Annotated in this window: 19 protein-coding genes; 15 read left to right on the plus strand and 4 right to left on the minus strand. The window is 61.1% G+C overall.

Going from position 1 to position 25,011, the window contains the following annotated elements; translation table 11 throughout:
- The first annotated feature begins 38 nt into the window (after nucleotides 1-38).
- From pnuC to HU736_RS05195, 11 genes are all read left to right on the plus strand, one after another.
- Entirely contained in the window at nucleotides 39-605 is a 567-nt protein-coding gene (gene pnuC, locus HU736_RS05145) for a nicotinamide riboside transporter PnuC (RefSeq protein WP_103437473.1), read from the plus strand.
- A complete protein-coding gene (locus tag HU736_RS05150) occupies nucleotides 602-1,153 on the plus strand; it encodes an AAA family ATPase (protein WP_103437474.1) in 552 nt (183 codons plus the stop codon). The genes pnuC and HU736_RS05150 overlap by 4 nt, the downstream gene beginning before the upstream one ends.
- 299 nt (nucleotides 1,154-1,452) lie before the next feature.
- On the plus strand, nucleotides 1,453-1,890 hold the full coding sequence (fapA, locus tag HU736_RS05155) for a functional amyloid chaperone FapA (protein WP_101319680.1): 438 nt from the start codon (nucleotides 1,453-1,455) through the stop codon (nucleotides 1,888-1,890).
- Between the two features lies 1 nt (nucleotide 1,891).
- Nucleotides 1,892-2,464: a fibril amyloid subunit FapB gene (gene fapB, locus HU736_RS05160; protein WP_103437475.1), complete on the plus strand. Its 573-nt coding sequence runs from the start codon at nucleotides 1,892-1,894 to the stop codon at nucleotides 2,462-2,464.
- A gap of 51 nt (nucleotides 2,465-2,515) precedes the next feature.
- Entirely contained in the window at nucleotides 2,516-3,952 is a 1,437-nt protein-coding gene (fapC, locus tag HU736_RS05165) for an amyloid-like fimbrin subunit FapC (protein ID WP_101319684.1), read from the plus strand.
- A gap of 61 nt (nucleotides 3,953-4,013) precedes the next feature.
- Complete coding sequence (gene fapD, locus HU736_RS05170; protein ID WP_186697941.1) at nucleotides 4,014-4,694, plus strand: fibril amyloid maturation endopeptidase FapD; 681 nt, start codon at nucleotides 4,014-4,016, stop codon at nucleotides 4,692-4,694.
- 37 nt (nucleotides 4,695-4,731) lie between these two features.
- Nucleotides 4,732-5,478, plus strand: coding sequence for a fibril amyloid subunit FapE (gene fapE, locus HU736_RS05175; RefSeq protein ID WP_186697939.1), 747 nt, complete (start codon nucleotides 4,732-4,734; stop codon nucleotides 5,476-5,478).
- 46 nt (nucleotides 5,479-5,524) lie between these two features.
- The gene (fapF, locus tag HU736_RS05180) at nucleotides 5,525-6,808 is read left to right on the plus strand and encodes a fibril amyloid transporter FapF (protein WP_103437478.1); all 1,284 of its coding nucleotides are present in this window, start codon (nucleotides 5,525-5,527) and stop codon (nucleotides 6,806-6,808) included.
- Nucleotides 6,809-6,942: 134 nt separating this feature from the next.
- On the plus strand, nucleotides 6,943-9,141 hold the full coding sequence (locus HU736_RS05185; protein ID WP_186697937.1) for an LTA synthase family protein: 2,199 nt from the start codon (nucleotides 6,943-6,945) through the stop codon (nucleotides 9,139-9,141).
- A gap of 138 nt (nucleotides 9,142-9,279) precedes the next feature.
- The gene (locus HU736_RS05190) at nucleotides 9,280-9,666 is read left to right on the plus strand and encodes a VOC family protein (protein WP_103437479.1); all 387 of its coding nucleotides are present in this window, start codon (nucleotides 9,280-9,282) and stop codon (nucleotides 9,664-9,666) included.
- A 31-nt stretch (nucleotides 9,667-9,697) separates the two neighbouring features.
- Entirely contained in the window at nucleotides 9,698-10,267 is a 570-nt protein-coding gene (locus HU736_RS05195; RefSeq protein ID WP_101319694.1) for a hypothetical protein, read from the plus strand.
- Nucleotides 10,268-10,319: 52 nt separating this feature from the next.
- Here the strand turns inward: HU736_RS05195 and HU736_RS05200 are convergent, their stop codons facing one another.
- Nucleotides 10,320-11,990 (minus strand): MFS transporter, encoded by a 1,671-nt coding sequence (locus tag HU736_RS05200; protein ID WP_186697935.1) that lies wholly within the window; start codon nucleotides 11,988-11,990, stop codon nucleotides 10,320-10,322.
- Nucleotides 11,991-12,253: 263 nt separating this feature from the next.
- On the opposite strand from HU736_RS05200, the gene HU736_RS05205 reads away from it, so the two are divergent.
- Nucleotides 12,254-17,134, plus strand: coding sequence for an NEL-type E3 ubiquitin ligase domain-containing protein (locus tag HU736_RS05205; protein WP_186697933.1), 4,881 nt, complete (start codon nucleotides 12,254-12,256; stop codon nucleotides 17,132-17,134).
- A gap of 8 nt (nucleotides 17,135-17,142) precedes the next feature.
- On the opposite strand, the gene HU736_RS05210 is transcribed toward HU736_RS05205, so the two are convergent.
- Nucleotides 17,143-19,608, minus strand: coding sequence for a UvrD-helicase domain-containing protein (locus tag HU736_RS05210; protein ID WP_186697931.1), 2,466 nt, complete (start codon nucleotides 19,606-19,608; stop codon nucleotides 17,143-17,145).
- A 223-nt stretch (nucleotides 19,609-19,831) separates the two neighbouring features.
- Between HU736_RS05210 and HU736_RS05215 the strand changes: the two genes are divergently transcribed.
- Nucleotides 19,832-20,530: a pirin family protein gene (locus HU736_RS05215; protein ID WP_103437483.1), complete on the plus strand. Its 699-nt coding sequence runs from the start codon at nucleotides 19,832-19,834 to the stop codon at nucleotides 20,528-20,530.
- Nucleotides 20,531-20,548: 18 nt separating this feature from the next.
- On the opposite strand, the gene HU736_RS05220 is transcribed toward HU736_RS05215, so the two are convergent.
- The gene (locus HU736_RS05220; protein WP_103437484.1) at nucleotides 20,549-21,463 is read right to left on the minus strand and encodes a site-specific integrase; all 915 of its coding nucleotides are present in this window, start codon (nucleotides 21,461-21,463) and stop codon (nucleotides 20,549-20,551) included.
- 213 nt (nucleotides 21,464-21,676) lie between these two features.
- On the opposite strand from HU736_RS05220, the gene HU736_RS05225 reads away from it, so the two are divergent.
- Complete coding sequence (locus tag HU736_RS05225; RefSeq protein ID WP_186697929.1) at nucleotides 21,677-22,324, plus strand: DUF1345 domain-containing protein; 648 nt, start codon at nucleotides 21,677-21,679, stop codon at nucleotides 22,322-22,324.
- A 175-nt stretch (nucleotides 22,325-22,499) separates the two neighbouring features.
- Complete coding sequence (locus HU736_RS05230) at nucleotides 22,500-22,760, plus strand: DUF1652 domain-containing protein (RefSeq protein WP_103437485.1); 261 nt, start codon at nucleotides 22,500-22,502, stop codon at nucleotides 22,758-22,760.
- On the opposite strand, the gene HU736_RS05235 is transcribed toward HU736_RS05230, so the two are convergent.
- Nucleotides 22,757-24,838 carry a putative bifunctional diguanylate cyclase/phosphodiesterase gene (locus HU736_RS05235; protein ID WP_186697926.1) on the minus strand — a complete coding sequence of 694 codons (2,082 nt, stop codon included), beginning with the start codon at nucleotides 24,836-24,838 and terminating at the stop codon, nucleotides 22,757-22,759. The genes HU736_RS05230 and HU736_RS05235 overlap by 4 nt on opposite strands.
- Between the last annotated feature and the right edge of the window lie 173 nt (nucleotides 24,839-25,011).

Genomic DNA, 25,011 nt, shown 5'->3' on the forward strand with positions numbered 1-25,011 from the left:
GCTACAATCGCGCCCTTCCCCTGCCCCAAGGATCGCCGATGTCCGGCCTGGAACTCTTCGCCGCCGCCCTCGGCGTCATCGCCGTATGGCTCACGGTCAAGCAGAACCCCTGGTGCTGGCCGATCGGGCTGGTGATGGTGGTGCTGTACAGCTGGGTCTTCTATGAAGTGAAACTGTACTCGGACATGCTCCTGCAACTGATCTACGCCGTGTTGCAGCTGTATGGCTGGTGGCAGTGGACTCGCCCTGGCCATCGCGAAGACGCCCGCCAGGTCTCGCGCCTGCAGACCACACCGATGCTGACCGGGCTGGGCCTGGGCCTGCTGGCCAGCCTGGCACTGGGCGCAGCGATGGCGCACTGGACCGATGCAGCGCAGCCCTGGCTGGACGCAGCGCTGACCGGCTTCAGTCTGGTGGCACAGTTGTGGATGGCGCAAAAGCGCCTGCAGTGCTGGACCTTGTGGATCGTACTGGACGTGATCTTCGTCGGCCTGTTCCTGTACAAAGGCCTGTACCTGACTGCCGCGCTGTATGCACTGTTCACGCTGATCGCCGTACGTGGCTGGTTGGAGTGGCGGCGCGACCCTGCCCTGGTGCAGGCATGAAGGTACTGGTGCTGTGCGGTCCGGAGTCCAGTGGCAAGAGCTGGCTCAGTGGCGAAATCCAGGCACACTTCGGCGGCGAACTGGTGGGCGAGTACGTCCGCCACTTCATCAACGAGCAAGGCCGGGATACCTGCTTCGCGGACATCCCGGCCATTGCCCGTGGGCAGCTGGCCTGGGAAGACAGCGCGCGGACCCGCCAGCCTGATCTGTTGATCCTCGATACCCACCTGCTGAGCAACATGCTCTGGAGCAAGGCATTGTTCGGCGATTGCCCGCCTGATATCGAACAGGCGCTGTTGGCGCGGCGCTACGACCTGCACCTGCTGCTCGACCCGGCCGGGGCCGACTGGGTCGCCGATGGTCAGCGTTGCCAGCCGGATCTGCACGAGCGTCAGGCCTTTTTTGCAGACAGCCTGGACTGGCTGCAACGCAACCAGCAACCGGTGCAAATCATTGGCGGCAGCTGGCCGCAACGCAGCGCTGCGGTTTTGACTGCAGTCCAGCGCCTGCTTGATGGCAAATCGCCGGCCTGCGCTACCGAGTGTTAACTCGCTGACACACCGAACTGGGTCCAAGTCCCTGTGTTTACGTGCCCTGCGGCGTAAACAGCGGTGCTGTCACGTTGGTGATACAGCTTCGACCAAACGCCGTTCAGGTATGGCCAGAGCCGATGCGTCGCTTGTTTGTCCGGGAAACTGTGTCAGTGCTGAAACAGCTGCTGCGATGCGTAGACAGCATGTGGCCGTAGCTAACTGATTCCCAAGCAATTAGTAAAAGCGGCACGGCTCCTGCTCTCCTCCTTCGCAACGCTGATCAGGGCCAGCGATCCGAAGAAGGAATTGCCACCGTGGCGACACTCGATAAAGGCACCTTTCACCTGTTACTGGCAGGTTGCGCCCTGGGGGCAAGCCTGGCGCTGCCGGCCCAGGCCGACAATGGGCTGATCGTCATCACCCGCGACGTGCAGACGCGCAATGCAGTGCGAGCACCGCTGATCCCCGATCCGAGCCCAGTCACCGTCAACACCAACCCTTCCGCGCAGATCCTCAGGCAAACCAACGAGCTCAGCGATGGCGACTTCGCCTCGATCAGCAGCGGCGCAGGCATCAGTTCGCTGATCACCCAGCAGACCACCAACCTGGGCGGCAACATCAGCACCCAGAACCAACTGCCGAATCTGGCCGGCGGACGTTCCACAGGCTCGGGTAGCGGCATCGCCAACATGGTCAACTCCAACGTGCAGCAAGGCCTCGGCGTACTGAAAAGCATCGGCGGGGGCCAATGACATGAAGCGCTCATTGCTGATCCTGGCCACGCTCCTCACAGCCCCTGCGTTCGCCCAGTCACCCATCGTCAACAACGCCAGCATCGACAGCTCCGGCGCCCAGTACCAGGGCAACATGGCGGTCAACCAGGCTGCGGGGGATTTTTCTCAGCAAGCCAACGCCCGCGCCCTTGCCAATGGACACGGCGCCAGCGCCACCACGCAGATCCGCCAGCGCCTGCACACCACGGTAGACGCAAACATGGAGGCCACTGCCAGCATTCAAGGCAACGCCTTTACCAACGGCAACGGTGTTCTGGGGGTAAACCAGAGCAGCGGCGCCAGCAACCAGCAAGCCAATGCGCTGCGCATCAGCATCAGTGACCAGCCGCAAAGCATCGACGACAGCGTCCTCATGCAACAGAACGTGGCGCTGCTCAACAACTCCGATCCAGCTGACCCGAACCTTGGCAGTCGCCAGGTCACTACCGGTAACCAGGCATTCACCGGCAGCCGTGGGGTCATTCAGTTGAATCAGAGCGCCGGGGTAGGAAATCGAACGGCCAACACCCTGAGCGTCCGGGTCGTGGACTGACCCAAACAGGTAAGAACAACACTTAACCTAAAATAAGTACGGAGAATCACCATGAAACCTTCGATGGCAATCAAGCCTCTGGTTTTCGCAATTGCTGCGATCATGGCTGTAGCTGTACAAGCTGATGATCGGCGTGGCAACGGGCATGGCAATGGCAACAACAACCAGCCCCGCACGACCATCATCCCTATTAGCGCAACTGCCAATGCAATCGACCGCCAAAGCAGTACAGGCAACACGATTCACAATGAAGGTACCATCAACGAAGCCGAAATGAGCAGCTCCGGCTCCGGCGCGAGCGGCAACGTCGGCGTAAACGTTGCGGCCGGTAATGGCAACCAGCAGGACAACGCCGCGGCCATCGCCAACGCTGCTTCTGATTCCAGCCTGGACAACAGCTTCGTGTTCGGCACCGCTACTGCCACCGCCGACGTCAAGCAGTACAGCAATAACAACAAGGTCAACAACTGGTCGACCCAGAGCTCTGCGGTGATGTCCGGTTCGGCGTCTGGCACCAGCGGCAACGTCGGTATCAACATTGCCGGCGGCGACCTCAACCAACAGAAAAACACCATGGCGATCGCCAATACCAACTCGCCTATCGGTAACTCGGTCGCCACTGCCCGCGCTGATCAAAACGGCCCAGGGCTAACCGTCAACAACCGTGCAGATCGCAGCTACACCGTCGAAACGCTGAGCTTCACCACCTCCTCCAGCGGTTCGTCGTCACGCGAAGGCACCTTCAATTCGACCGACGATCGGAGTTCCTCGTCGAGCCTCAACCTGAGCGGCTCCAACGCCGCCGCGTCGAGCGGCTCGCACAGCTCCAGCGCCAGCGGATCGAACAGCTGGTCAGCCAGCGGCTCGGGCAGCGCCAACGCCAGTGGCTCCAACAATGCCAATGTCAATGGCTCGGCCAGCGGCAACGCCAACAGCAGCAGCTCGGCTTCGCTGAGCGCAACGCTTGCCGCCGCAGCCGACGCAGCGCGTTCGGTGACCTTCACCAACGGCGACCGTGAACGCACCCGCAGCGAAACCGCCAGCGGCTCGCTCAACGCCTCGCTGGACGCTTCGGTCGATACCTCGCACCAGACCAGCTACGATTCTTCGTTCGAAAAATCCTTTGGCTCTTCGTATGACAAGTCGCGTGACTACTCCTACGACAAAGCCCGCGATTCTTCCTACGATAAATCCCGCGAGTCTTCCTACGAGAACGCTTCTGCTTCTGCCTATGAAAAATCAGTCGAGGCGGCTTCCGAGTCTTCCAACGACATTTCCAAAAGCTACAGCGAAGCCAACTCGTATGACCTGAGCAACACTGTTTCCTTCCAGGTCCTGACTCCTACCGGCTGGGCCAACCCTGTGACCAACACCGCTACCCTGAGCGGTTCGGTCAACGGCGGCAGCGGCAACCTGGGCGTCAACGTCGCATCCGGTGTCGGCAACCAGCAAAGCAACTCGCTGGCGATCTCCAACACCTCGTTCTGAGTGTTGTCTCGAAGGCCCCCTGCCAAGGGGGCCTTTCTCACCTGAAGCAGAAGGCCCAATCATGCGCATTATCGCCCTGGCGTGTTTGCTTTGCCTGGCCAGCCTGAGTGAAGCGGCGCAAATGCCACTTTCCGTGCTGCCCAATGGTGCGGTGGTGTACAAACCCATTCAAAGTGTTCGCGAACGCAAGTTCGCTGACCTGGTGCAGCAGAAGACCGACTTCAGCTGCGGCGCAGCAGCGCTGGCAACCATTCTGCGCCAGGCCTATTGGCTGGACGTCAACGAAGAACAGATCATCGAGGGCATGCTTGCCCACGCCGATCAGGACATCGTCCGCGTGCAAGGCTTCTCGATGCTGGACATGAAGCGCTACGTGGAAAGCCTGGGCATGCGCGCTCGCGGCTACCGCGTCACCACCGACACTTTGAACAGCATCCGTATCCCGGTCGTGGTGCTGATGGATATCCGCGGTTACAAGCACTTCGTGGTGATGCAGAAGGTCGACAAGGGCTTCGTCTATATCGGCGACCCGGTCCTGGGCCATAAACGCTACAAGACCGAAGATTTCATCAAGGGCTGGAACGGCATTATCTTCGCCATCATTGGCCAGGGCTACGACAAGAGCAATGCCCTGCTCAACCCACCGCAACCTTTGACTGCCAAGAACCGTGTCAATGGCTTTACCCCGCTGCAAGACGCCGAGTTGATGGACTTCGGCTTTATCCAGAGCGACTTCTTCTAACACTAACAACAGGGGCATCAAGCTCCGGGAGCACGCGATGAAGATTTCACTGTGGCTGGCACTGACCTGCCTCGCCGTCAGCCTGCCAAGCCATGCCCAAGTACTGCAACCGATCGAACTCAAGGATCAGGAACTGGCCAACCTGCGCGGCCGCTACGTGCTGCCGGGGCGCATTGTCAGCTTTGGCCTGGTCATGAGCAGCACCTGGGAGAACGCCAAAGGCGAGGTGATCGGCGCACGCTCGACGATGCAGATCCAGCAATCCACCATCAAGCCGCAGTTCTATGTGTCCTTGATCGACGAAAAAGGCACCGGCACAGCTTCGACGCAAGCCCCTGGCACTGGCACCGTGACAGGCGGCAACGGGCTCAACAGCACCACCGGCGTCACTCAGGTAGTGCGTGCTGCTGGCGATCACAACACCGCCTACAACGATGTCGACATCAATGTCAGCCGCGGCAACCAGGCTCCTGCCAGCGAACCCCAGGGCCAGGTATTAGCGGCCGGAACACAGTTGGTTGGCGCCAACGGCGCAGGCTCATTGAGCGTTTCTTCAAGCGGTTCCGGAATTCAGCTGAACATCGCTGCAGGCAACAACCAGGGCAGTACAGTGCAACGTCTGGCCCAAGGTGGACTGATGCAAAACACCACGTTGCTCGGCGCTGGCAACCAGGTTCGCAACATCACCTCGCTCAATGTCGTACTGCGCGACAACGTCGCCGGCGCGGGCGCCATGAACGGTAATCTGGACCAGCTCAAAGGCATTCGCACTCTAGGATTCTGATCTACGCTCTGTCTCATCATACGTAGTCAGAAGGGACGGCTAACCCATGCATCGATTGACCACGATCAGAGCTATCGTTTGTCTGAGTAGCCTGACTCCGGCCACATTGCTTTACGCCGCTGCCGACCCCCAGGTCGAAGCGCTCAAACAAGAACTGATCGAGCTCAAACAGCGCTACGAGGCGCAGCAGAATGCGCTGATGGTGCTTGAACAACGAGTGCGTCAGGTTGAAGCCGCGCCCCCGGCCGCGCCACCGCCCAAGCGCCTGACCCGTTCCCCTGCCGAATCGGTCAAGGGTGGCCAGAGCGTAGCCGCCGGCGCGCCAGGTGCATCGGGTAGCTCGTACGGGCAGTCTCTGCAGGACGACTCGGAGCCGGCGCAGAGCGTTTCCAACCTGTATGACGAGGCCAGCGGCTTCTTTGGCCGCGGCAAGTTCAGCGTCGAAACCGGCATCACCTACACCCACTACGACACCCGCGCACTGACCCTCAATGGCTTCCTCGCGCTGGATTCGATCTTCCTCGGCAACATCAACCTGGACCGGATAAAGGCCGACAACTGGACCCTCGACCTGACGGCGCGCTACAACCTCGATCAGCGTTGGCAGTTCGATATAAACGTGCCAGTGGTGTACCGCGAGTCGACCTACTCTTCAGGCGGCGCTGGCGGAGCCGGCCCCGTCACCTCGGATGCCACCGTGACGCGCGACCCGACCATAGGTGATGTCAACGTCGGCGTTGCCTACAAATTCCTCGATGAATCGGAAGACTGGCCGGACGCGGTATTCACCCTGCGAGTCAAAGCCCCGACCGGCAAGGATCCGTACGGCATCAAGCTGGTCAACGACCCCACCAACGACAACCTGTCGGTACCCGAAAGCCTGCCGACCGGCAACGGTGTATGGGCGATCACGCCGGGCATCTCGCTGGTCAAGACCTTCGACCCGGCGGTGCTGTTCGGTAGCTTGTCTTATACCTACAACATGGAAGACTCGTTCAGCGACATCAGTGCCCAGGCCAACAGCAAGGTGCCGGGCGACGTCAAGCTGGGCAACTCGTGGCAGATCGGTGCCGGTATCGCCTTTGCCCTGAACGAGAAGATGAGTATGTCCTTCTCTGTGTCGGACCAGTTTGCCAGCAAGAGCAAGATCAAGCCTGACGGTGGCGACTGGCAGTCGATCAGCAACAGCGACTACAACGCTGCCAACTTCAACATCGGCATGACCCTGGCTGCGACCGACAACCTGACCATCGTGCCGAACCTGTCGATCGGCCTGACCGACGACTCGCCAGACTTTTCCTTCAGCTTGAAATTCCCTTACTACTTCTGATCCGGCAAGCACACGCGGGCGCTTCGGCGGCCCGCGTTTTGGTTACTTGCCTTGTCGAATCCGGCCTCGCCGAGCTACGCCTGTTATCATCCAACAGATTTGTGTGACTGTTTGATGGCAGGAAGGACGCTTTGGTGAAAATTTTACTCGGCCACCCCCGCGCACGGCTGTGGGCGCTGACCATACTGGTCTTATTGATCCCCTTGGGCGTGCGCGCTTTGTTGGGCTGGTCCAACCCATTTGGTTACTTATCCGATCTGGCCATTGGCATCCTGCTGGTGCTGGCTCTGCACCGCTGCGCCTGGTGGCTGGCGGCGCCCGTATTGATCGCCTGGACAGCGCTGCTGGTGGCCTCGGCGGAGCTGGTCAGCGCGGTAGGCAGGCTGCCGGCCAGCGCCGACCTGAATTATCTGTTCGACCCCCAATTCATGGAAAACTCCACCGGTGGCGCCCTCGCCCACGCCTGGCTGCCCTGGGTGTTGCTGGCAGCCGTAGTGGCCTGGCTGGCGAGCATCTGGCTGACGCGCCGCGCCGTGCCGCAGGCATTGCCGCGCAAAGCCTGGGCGCTGCCAGCACTTTTGCTTGGCACGCACTGGGCCGGCCAGCACCTGCTACCGTCCGACGCTGACCAGTGGCGCCAATTCAACCTGCCCCATCAGTTGCTTTCGGCAGGCGTGGGTGATCTGCAGCGCAAGGCGAGCAAGCAATTTGGCGACGACTTGCCGGTCCCGGCGCTGAACAGCGCCGGTCTGACCCAGTCCGACCTCAACGCGCCGCGGCTGCTCGATGGCCCTGGCAGCGCCCGCAACGTCCTGGTGATCACCCTAGAGGGCATTCCCGGCGCTTACGTGCGCGCCAATCGCAAGGCCTTGCACAGCCGTTTTGACGAGGAGCTGATGCCCAACCTCAGCCGCTGGGCCGAGCGTGGCATGAACACTCCGGATTACGTTCTGCACACCCACCAGACCATCCGCGGGCTATACGCGATGCTCTGCGGCGACTATGACAAGCTCGCCAACGGCACCCCCAAGGGTGTCGAACTGCTGACCCAGGAGCAACGCAACCAGGCCTGTCTGCCCGCACAGTTGGGTCAAGCGGGTTTCAGCACGCATTTTCTGCAGGGCGCCGGACTGCGCTTCATGGCCAAGGACCGGGTCATGCCGCACATTGGCTTCGAAGATGTGCATGGGCTGGAGTGGTTCAGCAACGCCAACTATCTGGAATTCCCCTGGGGCAAGGACGACCGCGCGTTTTTCGAAGGCGCTCACACCTACCTGAGCCAACTGCGCAAACAGAACAAGCCGTGGATGCTCAACCTGCTCACGGTAGGCACTCATCAGCCCTACTCAGCACCTGAGGACTACCTGCAGCGCTTCGACAGCCCGAAGCAGGCGGCAGTGGCATATCTGGACGATGCGCTGGGCGCGTTTCTCGATACGCTGGAGCGCGAGGGCGTACTCAAGGACACACTGGTCGTGATTACCTCGGATGAATCCCATGGCATCGACGGTGTGCGTCTGGCTTCCTCCTGGGGCTTCAACCTGACCCTGGCGCCGGAACAGGCCAGCCTGCCGCAGATAAAGAACGGCACCTATGGGCATGTCGACCTGACCACGTCGATTCTCGATTACTTCGAATTGCCGATCCCGGCGGCGCTGGGCGGCCGCTCGCTGTTCCGCGAGTACGATAGCGGCCGCGAGATGATCTCGTTCACCAACGGCATGCTGCGCTACCACAACGGCCAAGGCACCTATACCGAGTGTGACTTCCAGCAGCGCTGCCGCAACTACGCCAGCACAGGCTTCATCGCCGACACGGCCAAATACCTTGGCCCGAGCGGCGACGAGGTCGGCCAGCAACTGGCCGATCTGGCCACCACCCTTGACCGCTCGCTGCTGCAAAGCCCGCTGAACCTGCGCTACCAGTTTGGCGGTACCGGCCGCATTGCCTTGGGCAAGCACGCCGACAATGACTGGACAGACAACCTCATCGGCGCGCAGTACCTGGAAATGCCCGAAGGTTCGCGCACGCGCATTCGCCTGGAGGTTCGCGCATTGGACCCGGCCCATGTCGCGCACTTGCAGCTCAAGGCCAAGGAGTTCGAACAGGACGTGCAAGTCGGCCTGCCGGAACAAATGGTCGCGACCGCCGACGAGCCGATGGTCCTGGAGTTCGATTTCGATAACCCTAGTGTACGCAAGGCCTTCTCGTTCCACCTGCTGGGCTACGGCGAAGGCGAGATCGAAATCAGCGACTTCAGTGTGATCACCGCCATGCCTGGCGAAGAAGACAACCTCGACGAGCTGGACGGGCACGTCGCCCAGTCCAGCTGACGCCACTGCAACGCTATTGTGCAGCCGCCAGGGAACTCGGCAAAGCGGCGCTGCCTCTACTTGAAAGACGCACTGGTGAAGTTCACCCGAGCGTCTTTACTTGAATAAAAACAATAGCGTCACAGAGGGATGTGCCCCATGAAGATTGTGGTCACCAGTATTCTTGTCGACGATCAGGCCAAGGCTTTGGCTTTCTATCACTACGTATTGGGCTTTGCCCCCAAAGAAGATGTACCCATGGGTCGGCATCGCTGGCTGACCGTGACCTCGCCTGACGTTCCCAACGGCGTCGAATTGCTCCTCGAGCCTGACGACCACCCGGCGGCAAAAGCCTACAAGATCGCCATGCGCCAGGACCAGATCCCCGCCACCTCATTTGCTGTCAAGGATATCCAGGCTGAATACACCCGCCTCTGCGCAGCCGGTGTCGCCTTCACCAAACCACCTACCGACCTCGGCGCGGTCACCGTCGCCGTGTTCGATGACACCTGCGGCAACCTGATCCAGATCGCTCAGCGCCACTGAGCACCAGCGTCGTCAACGCAAGGAATGGCCCATGCGCTACGAATTCAACGAAGTGCTCAACGATCAGATTGATTATTTTCTGCTTGGCGATATCCAGCTGCTCGCCCGTTTCAAGGAAGAAAACGGCCTGCCCGACGACCTCGCCTATGAATTTACCCACACTGACAGCGGGGATCGGGCAGTGCTGGAAGGCGTGGTGCTGCCTCTGGCCGGAATCGAAAACCTGCCCTATACCGTTATCTTCAGCCTTGATGAAGTCAGCGCCGCCCTGCTCCAGCCAGGTAGCCAGCTCAAACACCGCCGAGAGGGTTATTGGTTACGGGTGGAAAATCGTGCGGTGATGCTGTTCACCTGGCGGATCCTGCAGCATTTCACCAACAAGACAATGGGCGATCTACTGGCGCGCTATCAAATGCGCAACCGGCCGATCATCGAGCTGGAAAACGGCTGGTACCAGGTTGAGGTACTGGCCGGTGCCGTGCTGCGCGATGGCCTGTATGAGCCCACGTTCGAGTTCATCTTCGAATCTGCCGCGCGGCGCATTGACCGTGCGCCAGTCGACACCGCTTACGCCTTCACGTTACGCGCTGACATAGCCTGAACCGGCCCGACGGGAGCCGGCCGAGGCCGCTCCCGCAGGCAGTCCCAGGGCGTCAGGTAATGTCCCGATCCTTGGTTTCGGGCAGGAACAGGATCCCCAACACCGCCGTCATCAGCGCAATTACGATCGGGTACCACAGCCCATAGTAGATATCCCCCGTGGCCGCGACCATGGCGAACGCCACGGTCGGCAAAAAACCACCGAACCAGCCGTTGCCGATGTGATACGGCAGCGACATCGAGGTGTAGCGGATGCGCGCCGGGAACAGCTCGACCAGCCAGGCGGCAATCGGCCCGTAAACCATGGTCACGTAGATCACCAGAATCGTCAGCAGCAACAGCACCATGGGATAGTTGATCTTGTTCGGGTCGGCTTTTTCCGGGTAGCCGGCTTCTTTCAAGGCGGCGCCGAGGGTGGCGGTGAACGCATCATTGCGGAGTTTGAAGTCAGCACTGGCCAAGCTGCTGCCATCAAAACTGGGCACCTGCCGCTCGCCGATCTGGATCTGGGTCAGGCTGCCAGGTTCGGCGTGCTGGTTCTGGTAGGGAATCGCACGCTTGGCCAGCAAGCTCTTGGCCACGTCGCAAGAGCTGGTGAACTTGGCTTTGCCCACCGGATCGAACTGGAACGAACACTGCTCAGGATCGGCAATCACCACCACAGGGTTCTGCGCCTGGGCGACAAACACGTCCGGATTACCGTATTGAGTCAGGGCCTTGAAGATCGGAAAGTAGGTGAACGCCGCAATGATGCAACCGGCCATGATGATTTTCTTGCGGCCGATGCGGTCGGACAGGCTACCGAAGATGATGAAAAACGGCGTGCCGATCAACAACGAGCCAGCAATCAGCAGATTGGCCGTCTGCGGGTCGATCTTCAGGGTCTGCAGCAGGAAGAACAGCGCATAGAACTGCCCGGTGTACCACACCACCGCCTGCCCCGCAGTGCCGCCAAGCAGCGACATGATCACAACCTTCAGATTATCCCAGCGGGCGAACGATTCGGTCAGCGGTGCTTTGGACTGCTTGCCTTCAGCCTTCATCTTGAGGAATACCGGCGACTCGTTGAGCTGCAGGCGGATGTACACCGAGATCGCCAGCAGCACGATCGACAGCAGAAACGGTATGCGCCAACCCCAGGCTTCGAACGCCTCGGTACCCAGCGCCGTACGACAGGCAAGGATCACCAGCAGCGAGAGAAACAGGCCCATGGTCGCAGTGGTCTGGATCCAGGCGGTAAAGAAACCCCGCTTGCCCTTGGGTGCGTGCTCAGCAACGTATGTCGCGGCGCCACCGTACTCACCGCCCAGCGCAAGGCCTTGCAACAGCCGCAAGGTAATCAGAATGACCGGGGCTGCTACACCGATGGTCGCGTAGCTGGGCAGCAGCCCGACCACTGCGGTAGACACCCCCATGATCACAATGGTGATCAGGAACGTGTGCTTGCGCCCGATCATGTCGCCGAGGCGACCGAACACGATTGCGCCAAACGGGCGCACGGCAAAGCCTGCAGCAAAGGCCAGCAGCGCGAAGATGAACGACGTGGTTTCGTTGACACCGGCGAAGAAGTGCTTGGCGATGATCGCCGCCAGCGAACCGTACAGATAGAAGTCGTACCACTCGAAGACTGTGCCCAGGGACGAGGCAAAGATGACCTTGCGCTCCTCCTTGGTAATGCTGTGCTTGGGCGCGCTGCCCGTCGATGTGCTGTTGATCGCCGCCATGGGTTGCCTCCGTCGTGCATGAGTAGGCCGGAGTACTACACAGTCGAGCACCGCACCCTGGCCCTTGGGCTTGTCTTGGATCACGGTTGCGCGAAGCACGACGAAGCAGACCGCCTCGGATCGCAGCAAGGTAAGTTCAAGCATAATCGCCTTTGCCGGGATCGCCAGCCGGCTACAGACGTCGCGCCTGAACAGCGTTATATACCGCCAGTGCCGATCTGCCATAGGGTTCGATAGCGCTCCAATTCGACAGGAGTGCGACCATGAGCACCCCCCCGTTTCATCACGCGCAAATCGTCCGTAGCCTGCCCGCCTGGAGCAAGGAGCTGCACCCTGACCATGTCAAACAGGTGCTCACCCGCGCACGCAAGGACTATCTGGATTCCACGGGCGCGCCTTACCCGTGGTACGCCAAGGCCCTACCCATCGAGCAGGATGCCATTCGCCGGGCAGTTGCTGAGCGCGACCGCAGCCAGCAGATGTTGAAAGCGTTGCTGAGTCCGCTCAAGGGCATCAGTACGTTCTGCCGCCCGCTACTGCAACAGCGGCTTGCGATCAGCACTTCGGTCGACCAGGCACAGTATGTCTATCAAGCCACGCAGGTCGAGCCACCGACCGTCCCGCCGGGTGGGCCGAGCGTGCCAACCACGCCGTTGCCGGTGATTGCCAAGGGTCAACCACAACTGCGCAGTTTGCTTGAAGCCGCCCTGCACAACTTTGAAGGGCCTGAAGACACCACGCGCCTGAGCCGGCTGCAGAGCAGCGCCGAGCAGATCACTGGCCTGCCGGAATTGAGCCTTGCCGACTTCATCGGGCATTGCCGGGCGCTGGATCTGGGCCAGAAGTATCAAGATCATTTGAGCAGTGTCTATGACGGCACGCAGGCCAGCCAGATCCGCGATGCCGCGATCAAGGCGCGCCGCGACGAGTTTCGACTGCAGGCACGCATTGCCTCCCTCAAAGGCCTGCTGAGCAGTCAGAACGCCGCCGCAGCGCACGCGCTGAGTGCTGAGAACGCCAGCGCCGACCAAGCACTGCAATGCTCGCAGATCCTGCTGCTGGGCGTACCGGTCCACGAAGTCATGTTCATCTCTCGGGCAGGAAGCGCCGAGGACGGTCCGGCCATCCTGTACATCCCCGGGACAACAGATCAGATCAGGGAATATGCATCGATCGCAGACAGTTTCACTGCCTTCAAGCAGGCACTGCTCGACCCGCAGGTGCGCAAGCGTTTGCTCGCTTTTGTCTCTCAGAGCCAGCAACCGCAGCTAAAGGTCAAACTCATGCGGGCACTGTACGAGAACAGCGAGGACCACGACGGGCAGCCGCTGGTCCCACGGCGTTCGGTTCATCTGGATATCGTCTTCACGCCATTGCCCAGCCAACCCTGGTCAACCCTCGAAGCGAGGCACGTGGCCAGGCTCAAGAGCGATGCGCGCAGCATTGCCGTGCCCACTGCCGACATCGACGCCAACGTGCGCGAGAAACAACTGCTCCACTGGTTGGACGTGGGCATGACGATACTTAACGTAGCTGCCTTCTTCATCCCGGTGCTAAACCCGCTCATGCTTACGCTGGGCGCAGCGCAGATCATGGGCAGTGTTTTCCAGGGCATCAGTGCCTGGGAAGACGGCGACAACGCCGAGGCCATCGCGCAGCTGGAATCGGTCCTGCTCAATATTGCGGTCGTCGGCGCAATCGCCGGCGGTGGCGCTGTCCTCAAGGCCTCCGGCTTTATCGACGCAATGCAGAGTATCCGCGTGGGCGATGAAGAGCGCCTCTGGTATCCAAGCCTCACAGGCTATGCCAGCGAAATCCGGATGCCATCCATGCAGTTAGCCGATGAAACGGGCCTGTATCACGTGGACGGTCGAACCTTCGTTCGCATTGACGAACACTTCTACGAGACCCAGCAAGGGACCGACGGCGCCTGGCGGGTACTGCATCCGCAGGATCGGCAGGCCTATTCGCCGACGCTTGAGCACAATGCCAGTGGAGCCTGGCGGCTGGCCTATGATTCACCGCTGGAGTGGGATCGGCTGATGCTGCTGCGACGGCTGGGGGGTGTGGCGCAGAGTGTGGACGAGATCGATCTGGAGTGTGCCTGGCGCAGCACTGGCCTGGAAGACGGGGTCTTGCAACACCTGCACGTGGCTGGCAAGAAAATGCCGGCACTGCTCGAAGATGCCTTGGCCCGTCTCGACGCGGACCGACAAGTCAGCCACATCATCGACGCGGTGCGCCACGCGCGGCCGTTGGCAGCGCACAAAAACTTCGCCCTGCCCGCACTGCTGCAACTGCCTGGCTGGCCGCAGGACCATGTCATTCAGATCTTCGAGGGCAGTGAACGTTGGGGTGCATCGACCTTCTACCGTGGACAGGCCGAAGCCTTGGGTGAAGTGGTGATTCAAATCAGCCGCAGTGAGCTGGAAAGTGGTGATCTAGCTGGCGTCGTCCTGTCGCAGATGGAACACCCCAGCGTACTGAGTGATGCCAATGTTATCCCGAGCGAACGCCCGCAGGCCTTGCAGAGCCGATTGGCCGAGCAGCTCGAGGCTAGCCGGCAGGATCTGTTCGACAAGCTGTACCCCGGCGCTCAGGCACCTGCCACACGGGCCGTCGTGCGGCTGCACGAACAATTTCCTGGCCTGCCCCGACTTGCATGCGAAGAAATCGAGGCCCATGCCAGTGGCCTGGAACGCCAGCTGATGACCGCCGAAACCGGTCGCATTCCCCTGCGAGTGCTTGAGGAGGCCCGCCGGATGCTGGCCCGCGCGCGTCTTGACCGAGCGATCCTGGGCCTGCACCGGCCGTTTCTTGCTACTGCCGACAGCGGCCTGCTGATCGAAGGTCTGCAGGCCCGACAACCGGGGCTGAGTGGTGCAGACTTGTTCAACGCGGCGACAGCAGACCGTGCCGAGGCCGCGCGATTGATCGGCCAACAGCACATGCCAGCCGGTGTACGTTCGCCCTTGCGTCTGGCTGACGGCCGCATTGGCTACCCGCTGAGTGGCCGTGGAGCGCCGCGGCCTCGCGCCGCACCGCCAGCGCGCCGGCTGCAAGCCCTCTACCCTGACCTGAGCAACGGCCAGATCAGCGAACTACAGGCTGAGTTGGCGCAAAGCGGCGACCTGGCAACTGCAATCAGCCGCCTGCAAGTCGAGCAGCGCACCCTTCACCGGGAGTTGGCGCAGTGGATCAACGACGCCGACGCTGACTTCCTCGACCGCGAAGAGCGCCAACAATGTGCCGAAGCGCTCCGCGCCGCCTGGCGCCGCGAAGGCGGCGCAGCACGCGATACATTGACACTGGAGCGCATGCGCGTTGCCGAGCTGCCCAGGTTATCGGCGCGCTTTCCCCATATCCGCGCATTGAATATCCGCGAACTGGAACTGCAGCGCCTGGACGCCGATTATTTCGAGCGTTTCCCGAGGCTGGAACAACTCAGTATGGTCGGTCATCCGCAGCTCCCACCTGAAGCACTTTACGCTGCGCTGCGCAGCGCGCCAGACCTGCTCGCACTCCAGGTTTCAAGTTGCGGCCTGAGTGAACTTTCGAGCACGGCCCGGCAGGCCCTGGGCGCAATGCGCAGGTTGCGTATTCTGAACCTCAGTCGCAACCAACTGCGCCTGGATGACGGCCAGATGACCTTCCTGGCCACCTTGCGGATCGACGAGCTGAATCTGAGCAGCAACCGAATCGTCCTTGATCAGGCGCTGGCTAGCCGCTTCCAGGACCTGATCAACCTGCAAGTGCTGAAGCTTGACTTCAACCCGCTGGGGATCGCCCCTGACTTGAGCTATATGGCGCGTCTCAGTCACCTGTCGCTGTACAACTGCGGACTGCAGAGCTGGCCACAGGGGTTGACCACGCTGATGAATCAACCGCAGTACCAACTGCGCATGCTCGAATTGTCTTTCAATCGGATCCACAGCGTGCCCGACCTCGCTTCCGTGCTGCGCACGCCTTACGCCCGCGATCTCGGTGCCGGGCTTGGCGGACGTAGCTGGCGCTTCAACTACAACGACCTGCAGGCGCAGACACGTGCTCGGTTGCTCAGCATTGGCGTCAGCATCTACGAGCGAGAGCCAGAGATGGCCGGATGGCAGCTGTTCTGGCGAGGCAACGCCACGCCCGCGCAGGAGCAGCTGTGGGAGGCACTGTTCGGCCAAGGGGAAAACGGCGAACTTTCTGCTGTCCTGGAAAGCCTGGTGCAGTCAGCCGAGGCCCGCCGCCACCCCGAGGCCTTGAACACCCGGGTTTGGGCCCTGCTCGAACAGGCTGGCGCAGACGCCGAGCTGCGTCAGGCCCTGAACGAAGTTGCCCAAGCGTTCCCGCCGACCTGCGGAGATGCCGGCACTGATGGCTTCAGTGCTTTGGAGATCCAGGTCCTCACTCACGCCGCCAGCCGTGACGCAAGCCCGCTGGCGAGCCAGTGGCGGCTCTACCGCAGATTGTTTCGGCGGGCTCAGGTCGACCGCCTGGCCGATCGCATCGCCCTGCGTCGAACGCTGCGCAAGGCAGCATTGCAAGACGCTGAAGTCACGGGGAATGAGATCACTCTACCCCGTCTGGACCCGCTCGACGACGTGCTTGCCGCGCCAGACACAGTGCTGTACGGGGGGCTGATCGATGACATCGAGATTCGTCTTGCATTACGCCAGCAGTTGGCTTCGACCCTGGACTACCCAGAGCCAAGCAGTGGCATGCTGTATGAGCATGTCGCGATGCTCAATGACACGATTCGCAGCAATGTGGCCCGGGAAGTAATGCGCCTTGACCAGGATCCGCTTTCCCGGCATGCCTGGCTGCTCGAGCAGCCGGCATGGGCACAAAGCGTACGCGGGCAGAACGCAGAACAGTTTCTCGCCCTGACCGATTACTGGCGCGCGGGCATGGATTACCTCGACTACTGCCTGGATGAAAGCAACGAACCGGTCACCAGGCTGTCTGCTTCGGTAATCACTGCGTTGCAAGAAACGCTGCAGCGACCCGTACTCGACTCGCGCGGCAGTCTGATCAGGGTCGAGCTTAACTCGGCTCAATACCAGGCTGCCATCGATGCGCTGCTACGCGAGCAGAAAGCTGTTGAGCAGGGCCTGCTGGAGAGCATTACCCGCAGCTTTGAAGCCAACAACAACTGACCGAGCCACTAGGTCCCGCGCAGGTCTTCGAAGAAGGCCTGCCGGCCGTCCACCTGGGCAGCCGCGCGTGGCAATTTCGCGATTTCGCCGCGGGCCGCTTCCACATGCCAATAGCAGTGCCTCACCGCTCGGGTCATGGCGACATAGGCGAGGCGCTGCACCTCTTGCTTCTGCGCCGTGTCAAATGCTTGCGCATCGCCGGCCAGGCCCAGCCCGGCGAGACGGTAGACCTGATTCTTGTAGGGAGAGCTGGTCAGGTACTGACAGTCGCCAAGCATGAATACCGTGTCTGCCTGCAGGCCCTTGGCGCTGTGATAGGTCAGCAGGCGCAGCCGACGCTGCTCTATCGGCAAACTGAAGTCCATCCTCACAGCCTCGTCTATATGCTGTGAAATCAATAGCTTATCGCTACTTTTTCGAAACAGTATCATTATTGATTCGCCGCGACGATAGTGCTCGATTACGGTCTGGCCAAGTGCAGCCTCGTCGCGCTCAAGCACCCTTACCGACGACAGTGGCAGCGCTGCGGCAGGTCCACTGGCTCTGGCTTTCTTGCCGACAATGGTCGCCATACCTTTGACCATATGCTCTGCCGCATCGATCACATGCTGCTGACTGCGATAATTGTCGACCAGCATCACCCGCGTGTTGGCCGGCGACGGGAACGTCTTGCTGAACTCGATGAAGTACTTGGGCGAGCTGCCTCGCCAACCGTAGATCGACTGCCAATCGTCACCCACACACATCAGTGATGCATGCTGAGCCTTGCGCCCAACGTGCATAGCCGCGCCACGACGGCGGATCTCGCCAAGGCTCGCGCGCAGCCAGCTGACTATCTGCGGCGAGACGTCCTGAAACTCGTCAATCATCAGATGCGCCAGCGGGCGCAGCAATGGGTCGGGCAACAGCCGCAGATTTTCTGGGTTGTTCTCGCCAAACAAGGCGAACATGCGGTTGTAGCTCATTACCGGCGGAGACTGCGCCAACAGATGTGACTCCAGCGCTTTCCAGAACAACGCCAGCGCCTCGAAAAACACTGAGTCACTGTCGCCCGGAGGAAAGCTCATGGCCGTCACAGCGGCGCTGACATCCAGCCCAAGGTTTTCGATAAAGCCGGCAGCGCTGACAAACGCATCGAGCAACGGTGCCGGGGCAAGTTCGCCACTGACCTTGTATTCAAAGCCCGGACCTGCCACGGCATCACCCGCCAAGGTAGCGGCCAGGCGCTTCGCGCTGGCATAGTTATCCAGCCAGATCAGAGGCTTATCGCAGAAAGCTTGAAACAGAGTGCGCTTCACTGCCCATTCTGCGCGGACGCTGAGTTTGGCTCCGGGCCGCTGATATTGGGCGCTTTCGCTTGGATCAAAGCCAAGTACCACCAGGGCGTCCTGCCCAGCCAGGCGCCCGTGCACGTGAAACTGGCTACCGCGGATCTGCACCGTTTCGCGGCAAGGCTCGATGCCCTTGATCGGCCATGAGCCGGCGCCGAACCACAGATCCTCAATCACATCACACAGTTCTTCATCGCGCTGAGCAGCCAGTTGGGTCACTTGCACGCGCTTTTGCACATCCGGATGATCCGGGTCCAACGGCTTGAGCTGCAAGGCCTCGCGACGCAGAGCTGAGATCAGCTCGGCAAAGCGCGGACTGCCCCCAAGCAGGTCGCTGTAGCAGCCATTCAGCTGCTGACGCTGGGCATCATTGAGGCGCAGATCGAATGGGTTGCTATCGGCTTCGCTCAGACCCTGGTTGTCGTTGCCCAGGTTCTCGAACGCGCGCAGTTGGGCAAACCCCGGCAAGCTACGCACCAACGGCAAGATGCGCGAATGGAAGGTACGCACCAGCTCGCGTGCAGCAGTGGGCGCCAGGTCGATCTGCCAGAGGGCAAAGATCTGCTGCAGACGCTTGATGAAGTCCAGCCGTGACTCGCGGGTGAAGGTCACCACGGTCATCGCATCCAGCTCGTAGCCCAGATAGTGGCGCAACAGCAAGATGCGCAGGACCAGCGAGGTCGATTTGCCAGCCCCCGCGCCCGCCACCACACAAGTCGACGGCGTGTCACTGAAGATCAGCTTCCACTGCGCGGCGCTGGGCTGCGCGGTCGCCGGCAGGCGCTGGGCAACGTCAGCCTTGAAGCGCTTCTTCAGCTCAGCACTGAGCGGCAGACGCCAATCTTCGAACAGATTGGTATCCTGTCCAGGGCCCGCGCCGTGCTCTGGTCGGGTATCCCGAATCACCAGCACTTGCCGCCCGGCTTCATAGCCCTCGGCGCGACCTTGCTCAAAGCCCTCGCGCAAGCCATCGACATGGCCACTGCGCTGCCCGGTGGCGTGGCCGAGAAACCACGAGTCGCGGTGCTGCGCCTGCAGCCGGCTCAAGCCTCGGCCCAACAGTCGTGCGGCCAAACGGCGCAACCAGGGCAACTGGGCAGGTGGAATCAGTTGGGCGGGGCTTTGGGGAAGCTCGTGCGACACGGTCACTCCAGTGCGATCAATACATCGGCTTATGGTGGCTGCAACCGGTGAAAATCGCCAGCAATTGCTTGCACATCAGCCTATTAGCCGATGAATCGCATAATTGACTGCAGCTCCATACATCGACTAAAACGATGGTTTTAAGCCGTTATTTACGCTTATATTCGATTCTTTTTGGCTGCATGATGGCGTCCATCCAACGCTATTCAGGGAGCCGACTGTCATGCTGCACCTCAGACCTTTTGCCAGCCTGGGCCACGCCAATCACGGCTGGCTCGATGCTCATCATCATTTTTCATTCGCTGAATACTACGACCCAGCGCGTATGCACTGGGGCAATCTGCGGGTCTGGAATGACGACCTGATTGCCGCCGGCAGCGGCTTCCCGCCGCATCCGCATCGTGACATGGAGATCATCACCTACGTCCGTGAAGGGGCGATCAGCCACGAGGACAGCTTGGGTAACAAGGGCCGTACCGAGGCCGGCGATGTGCAGGTCATGAGTGCTGGCAGCGGCATTGTCCACAGCGAGTACAACCTGGAGAAGGTCGACACGCGGATTTTCCAGATCTGGATCATCCCTGAACGTGTTGGCGCAGCACCGGCCTGGGACGTTCGCCCGTTTCCCAAAGGCGAACGCGGTGAAGGCTTTGTGACCCTGGCCAGCGGTCGCAGCGGAGACGAGCAGAGTTTGCAGATCCGTGCCGACGCAAGATTGGTAGCCGCCACCTTGAGGGCCGGTGAAACCGCACGCTACAGCTTCGATGAAGGCCGCCGGGGCTATCTGGTGCCCGCCAAAGGCAGTATCGAAGTCAACGGCGTGCGGGTGGAGACGCGTGACGGGCTAGCCATCGAGCAAGAGCCGGTGCTGACCGTGACGGCCCTCGAAGACAGCGAAATCGTGCTGATCGACGTCGCCTGACCTGCATAGCCAAGCGCCTCAGTAGTCGAACCGATCCACCGCCCTGCGCCGCTCGTTGTCATCGCGGCGGTCGTAGGCCGCCGTGGTCTGGATATTGGCATGGTGGGCAAGCTTCTGCGCAATCGACAGATCGTGCTCTTCGATAACCCGGGTAATGAACGCCCGGCGAAAATCATGCGGCATGATCTTGACCCCGACCTGCGCGCCGCGCTGGCGAGCGATGTAATAGATCGCATGCTTGGTGATGCGCGCGCGGGTGATGTGGTTGCCGCGGCGGATGCGATTGAACAGGAACTCATCATCGGCTTCGCCGACAGGTAGCTGCTCACGGCGCAAGTCCAGCCACGCCTGGAGTTTTTCGAACGCCCAGGCCGGTGCGTACTTGACCAACTGCCGGTTGCCCTTGCCCACTACCTGCAAACTGCGCTCGGTGAAATCGACTTGCGCCAGGTCGATATCCACCGACTCGGACTTGCGCATGCCGGTGCCGTACAGCAGTGCAATGATCGCAGCGTCCCGCACCCCTTGCGGGCGCGGATCGGCGGCGCAGGCATCCATCAGTTCACGAATCAGGCTGCGCCGCAGATTGCGCCCGGGCGGCAGCCGGCTGCCGGTCGCCGGTTTGACCTCACGCATGCGCAGCAGCTGTTCATGCCCTATCAAGCCCTGGCGCCAGGCTTCGTTCATCACCCCACGCACGGCATTGACGTACAGCGAAGAGGTATTGGGCGCGTAACCGTCTGTGCGCAGCGCCGCGACCAAGGCGATGATGTGCCCAGGCTCAAGCCGGTGCCAGGGCACGTCGGCGATATCACAGTCGATGAAGCCGAGCCGGTCGGCGGCGTCCTGCAGAATGTAGCGCATGGTCAGCTGACTGGAAGGCGCCAGCCGGGCGAGATACTGCAACAGGGGGTTTTGCAGAGAATCGGTCAAAACATGAATCCTATTCCTTGAACTTCAAGCTGCAATCAATGCCATCATCTTGATATGCAACAGGTTTGGCCCTTCGAGCTGCCCTGATGTTACCGGAAACACCACGCCGTTGCTGACCAGCAAGTGCCCGTGTGCACCGACGCTTGCGATGTTATGCACCGCGCCAGCCCAAAGCGCTACAGTGAAGCTCACCGCCCCTGCCAGCGAGGCCCTATGGCACTGCACCGTCTGACCCGCTCTCACCCTCGCCTGACGATCGCCACCCTTGCCGGGCTGGTTGGCGGCTGGTTGATTCCGGCCGAAACCCTGATTCAGCACCTGCTGGCCGGCTGGAACCTGGGTGTCTGGCTGTACGTACTGCTGGTGCTGTGGCTCAGCTGGCGGGCCACACCGGCCAAGGTTCGCAAGGTCGCGCAGATCGAAGACGAGAATGCCGGGCTGGTGCTGTTCGCGGTCTGCCTGGCCGCAATTGCCAGCCTGGCTGCAGTGGTGCTGCAACTGGCAGCCAGTCAAGACCTGCACGGTAGCGAGTTGACGGTGCACTACCTGTACACCGGGCTGACCGTAGCCGGCTCCTGGCTGCTGATCGGCTGCATCTTCAGCCTGCATTACGCGCGACTGTTCTACACCTCGGCACTGCCAGAACCGCCCCTGCGCTTTGCCGATGGCGAGCGCAACCCGGATTACTGGGACTTCCACTACTTCGCTTTCACCCTCAGCGTGGCCGTCCAGACCTCCGACGTCGGCGTTGCCGACCGCGGCATCCGCCGGGTGGTTCTGGCACAATCTCTGGTGGGTTTTGTCTTCAATACGGCGATTCTGGGGATCACCATCAATATCGCCGCGGGCTTGCTGGGCTGAATATGCCGACGAAAACGTTTGCCCCAATGCGCCAGCTGTGACCGAGGTCAAGCATTGGTATAAATGTCATCTTTTGTACGAGAAACTACCGCCTTAGGTGCTAAGGTTACAGTCCTTGGCGCCAATTGACAGCGCAACACTCAGCCCTTTCTTAAACAAGGTCGAGGAGGCAAGCGTGAACAAGATGACGTTTCCCAATGCTTGCCAGGTGATGCGCTGGCACTTCCATCCTTTGGGCTTTGAAGCCAGCATGGATGCACCGCGCAGCATGATTGTGCGCCTGTTCGATCGCGAGTCGGGCGAAACCGTGCTGGCCATCGCCGGTATCCCCTGCAGCGCGGTCATGGCCGCCAGCGATGTCGAGCGCATCATTGAAGCTGTCGAAGATGAAATGGCCGCTTTCATCCCCTCCCTTGCCCTGCGCACCGCGGTCTAGCTGACCCGAGGCGCTTCGCGCGGCGCGAGCCCTGCCATGAAGTGCTCTGCCGGCACCGGTCGGCCCATCAGATAACCCTGCAACGAGTCACAGCCCAGACGGGTGAGAAAATCCTGCTGACTGTCGGTCTCGACACCTTCGGCAACGATACGCAGGCCCAGCGCCTGGCCTAGAGCCACGATTGCCGAGACGATCGCTGCATCGTCGCTGTCATGCTCCAGGTCACGGACGAAGCCGCGATCGATCTTCAGCTCATTGGCCGGCAGACGTTTGAGGTACATCAGGCTCGAGTAGCCGGTACCGAAATCGTCGATGGAAATATCCACGCCCATATCGGACAGCCTCTGCAATACCAGCAGGCTGGCATCCGCGTCACGCATGGCGGTGGTCTCGGTGATCTCCAGGGTCAGGTGGTTGGCGGGCAGCTGATTGCGCTGCAATGCCTGGGCAACACCGTCGACCAGACCGGCGTAGCAAAACTGGATGGCCGACAGGTTTACCGCGATGCGCCAGTCTTCATGCCCCTGCTCGAGCCATTGACGCATCTGCCGACAGGCTTCGCCAAGCACCCATTCACCGATCGGAATGATCAGCCCGGTCTTCTCGGCCAGGCTGATGAAGCGGTCCGGGTACAGCAAGCCGTGTTGCGGATGCTCCCAGCGCAGCAAGGCTTCGGCACCGATCGGCACCCGCCGGACGGCGTCGAACTTGGGCTGGTAATGCAGGCGGAACTGGCCCTGTTGCAGCGCGACTCGCAAGTCCTGCAGCAACTGCAACTGCTGGCGTGCATCGCTGTTCATCGAGACGTCGAAGAAGCTGTAGCCGTTCTTGCCAGCGTTTTTGGCGTGGTACATCGCCGCATCGGCGTTGCGCAGCAGCTCATGCTGGTCCGTGCCGTTGCCTGGATAAAGCACGATACCAATGCTGGCAGTCAACTGCAGGTCGTGTTCCGCCACTCGATACGGCCGCGACACCAGGTTCACCTGCTTGATTGCGACGCCCATTGCATCCCCCGGCTCTTGCAGCTCCACCAGCAGCACAAACTCATCGCCACCGATCCGCGCCAGCGTGTCCTGGCTGTGCAAGTGGCCACGCAGGCGCTCGGCCACGGCCTTGAGCAACTGGTCGCCGACATGATGGCCGAAGGCATCGTTGACTGGCTTGAACCCGTCTAGGTCGATGAACATCAGGGCAAAGCAGGTGCCCTGCTCGCCCGCCTTGCCAATGGCCTGCTCGATGCGGTCAGCCAACAGCGTGCGATTGGGCAGGCCGGTGAGGATATCGTGCAGGGTCAGCTGGGTCAGCTCCTGGTTGGCCAGCGTCAGCGAGCGAGCAAGTTCGGTGGTACGCGCGACCAGTCGTGCATCGAGCACCGACGTGAGCAAGGCCACGGCGAGTACCGCGAGGGTAGTGATCAGCACCAGATAGACCAGGCCATCGCCTTTAAGCCCCGTACCAAGCGCGCCACAGTAACTGCCCCCAGGAAAGCTTGCCGCGGCCATGCCGGTGTAGTGCATGCCAACGATCGCAATGCCCATCAGCACGGCCGCAGCGCCGCGGATTTGCCGCACGTAAGGGGTCTGCCGGCGCAGGCGGAAAGCGATCCACAGCGCTGCTGCGGATGCACATACCGCGATCGCCAATGAAGCGCTGAACAATTGAGGATCGTAATCGATCCCTGGTTGCATGCGCATCGCGGCCATGCCCATGTAGTGCATGCTGCTGATGCCGGTACCCATGATCAGGGCGCCGCACGCCAGCTGCAGCAAAGGCAGGCTCGGTTGGTTGATCAACCACAGGGCAAATCCGGATGACAGCACTGCGATCAGCAACGACACCAGTGTCAGAGTCAGGTCATAGCCCAGGTCGATCGGCAGGCTGAAGGCGAGCATACCGATGAAGTGCATCGACCAGACCCCGCTGCCCATCGCCAAAGCCCCACCGCACATCCACAGATAAACCGCACGCCCCTTGGCCGTGGCAATGCGCCCGGTCAGGTCCAGTGCGGTATAGGACGCAAGAATAGCCACGCACAGTGAGATCAACACCAGCGCGGGGGAATAACTACCGATTAGCATGGGGGTTCCGGCATCGGGCGCAGGGAGGGCCCGGAAAAGCCGCTGATTGTACTCAAGCCTTGGCGAAACGCACGGCATTTCGCGGGGCTGAGCCATAAGAATGCCAGTACGCAGAACGGTCGCGTCCAAACCGGGGAAAACGCCGCTTTCACGGCGTCAATCCGGCGTCGGAT

Origin of the sequence: Pseudomonas shirazensis (assembly GCF_014268785.2) — a bacterium.
GTDB classification, from domain to species: domain Bacteria; phylum Pseudomonadota; class Gammaproteobacteria; order Pseudomonadales; family Pseudomonadaceae; genus Aquipseudomonas; species Aquipseudomonas shirazensis.

Coding starts and splice junctions, on each gene's coding strand:
- pnuC (WP_103437473.1), top strand. CDS start 39: ATGTCCGGCCTGGAACTCTTCGCCGCCGCCCTCGGCGTCATCGCCGTA.
- HU736_RS05235 (WP_186697926.1), bottom strand. CDS start 24,838: ATGCTAATCGGTAGTTATTCCCCCGCGCTGGTGTTGATCTCACTGTGC.
- HU736_RS05200 (WP_186697935.1), bottom strand. CDS start 11,990: ATGGCGGCGATCAACAGCACATCGACGGGCAGCGCGCCCAAGCACAGC.
- HU736_RS05225 (WP_186697929.1), top strand. CDS start 21,677: ATGGCACTGCACCGTCTGACCCGCTCTCACCCTCGCCTGACGATCGCC.
- fapE (WP_186697939.1), top strand. CDS start 4,732: ATGAAGATTTCACTGTGGCTGGCACTGACCTGCCTCGCCGTCAGCCTG.
- fapC (WP_101319684.1), top strand. CDS start 2,516: ATGAAACCTTCGATGGCAATCAAGCCTCTGGTTTTCGCAATTGCTGCG.
- HU736_RS05150 (WP_103437474.1), top strand. CDS start 602: ATGAAGGTACTGGTGCTGTGCGGTCCGGAGTCCAGTGGCAAGAGCTGG.
- HU736_RS05215 (WP_103437483.1), top strand. CDS start 19,832: ATGCTGCACCTCAGACCTTTTGCCAGCCTGGGCCACGCCAATCACGGC.
- HU736_RS05190 (WP_103437479.1), top strand. CDS start 9,280: ATGAAGATTGTGGTCACCAGTATTCTTGTCGACGATCAGGCCAAGGCT.
- HU736_RS05195 (WP_101319694.1), top strand. CDS start 9,698: ATGCGCTACGAATTCAACGAAGTGCTCAACGATCAGATTGATTATTTT.
- fapB (WP_103437475.1), top strand. CDS start 1,892: ATGAAGCGCTCATTGCTGATCCTGGCCACGCTCCTCACAGCCCCTGCG.
- HU736_RS05205 (WP_186697933.1), top strand. CDS start 12,254: ATGAGCACCCCCCCGTTTCATCACGCGCAAATCGTCCGTAGCCTGCCC.
- fapD (WP_186697941.1), top strand. CDS start 4,014: ATGCGCATTATCGCCCTGGCGTGTTTGCTTTGCCTGGCCAGCCTGAGT.
- fapF (WP_103437478.1), top strand. CDS start 5,525: ATGCATCGATTGACCACGATCAGAGCTATCGTTTGTCTGAGTAGCCTG.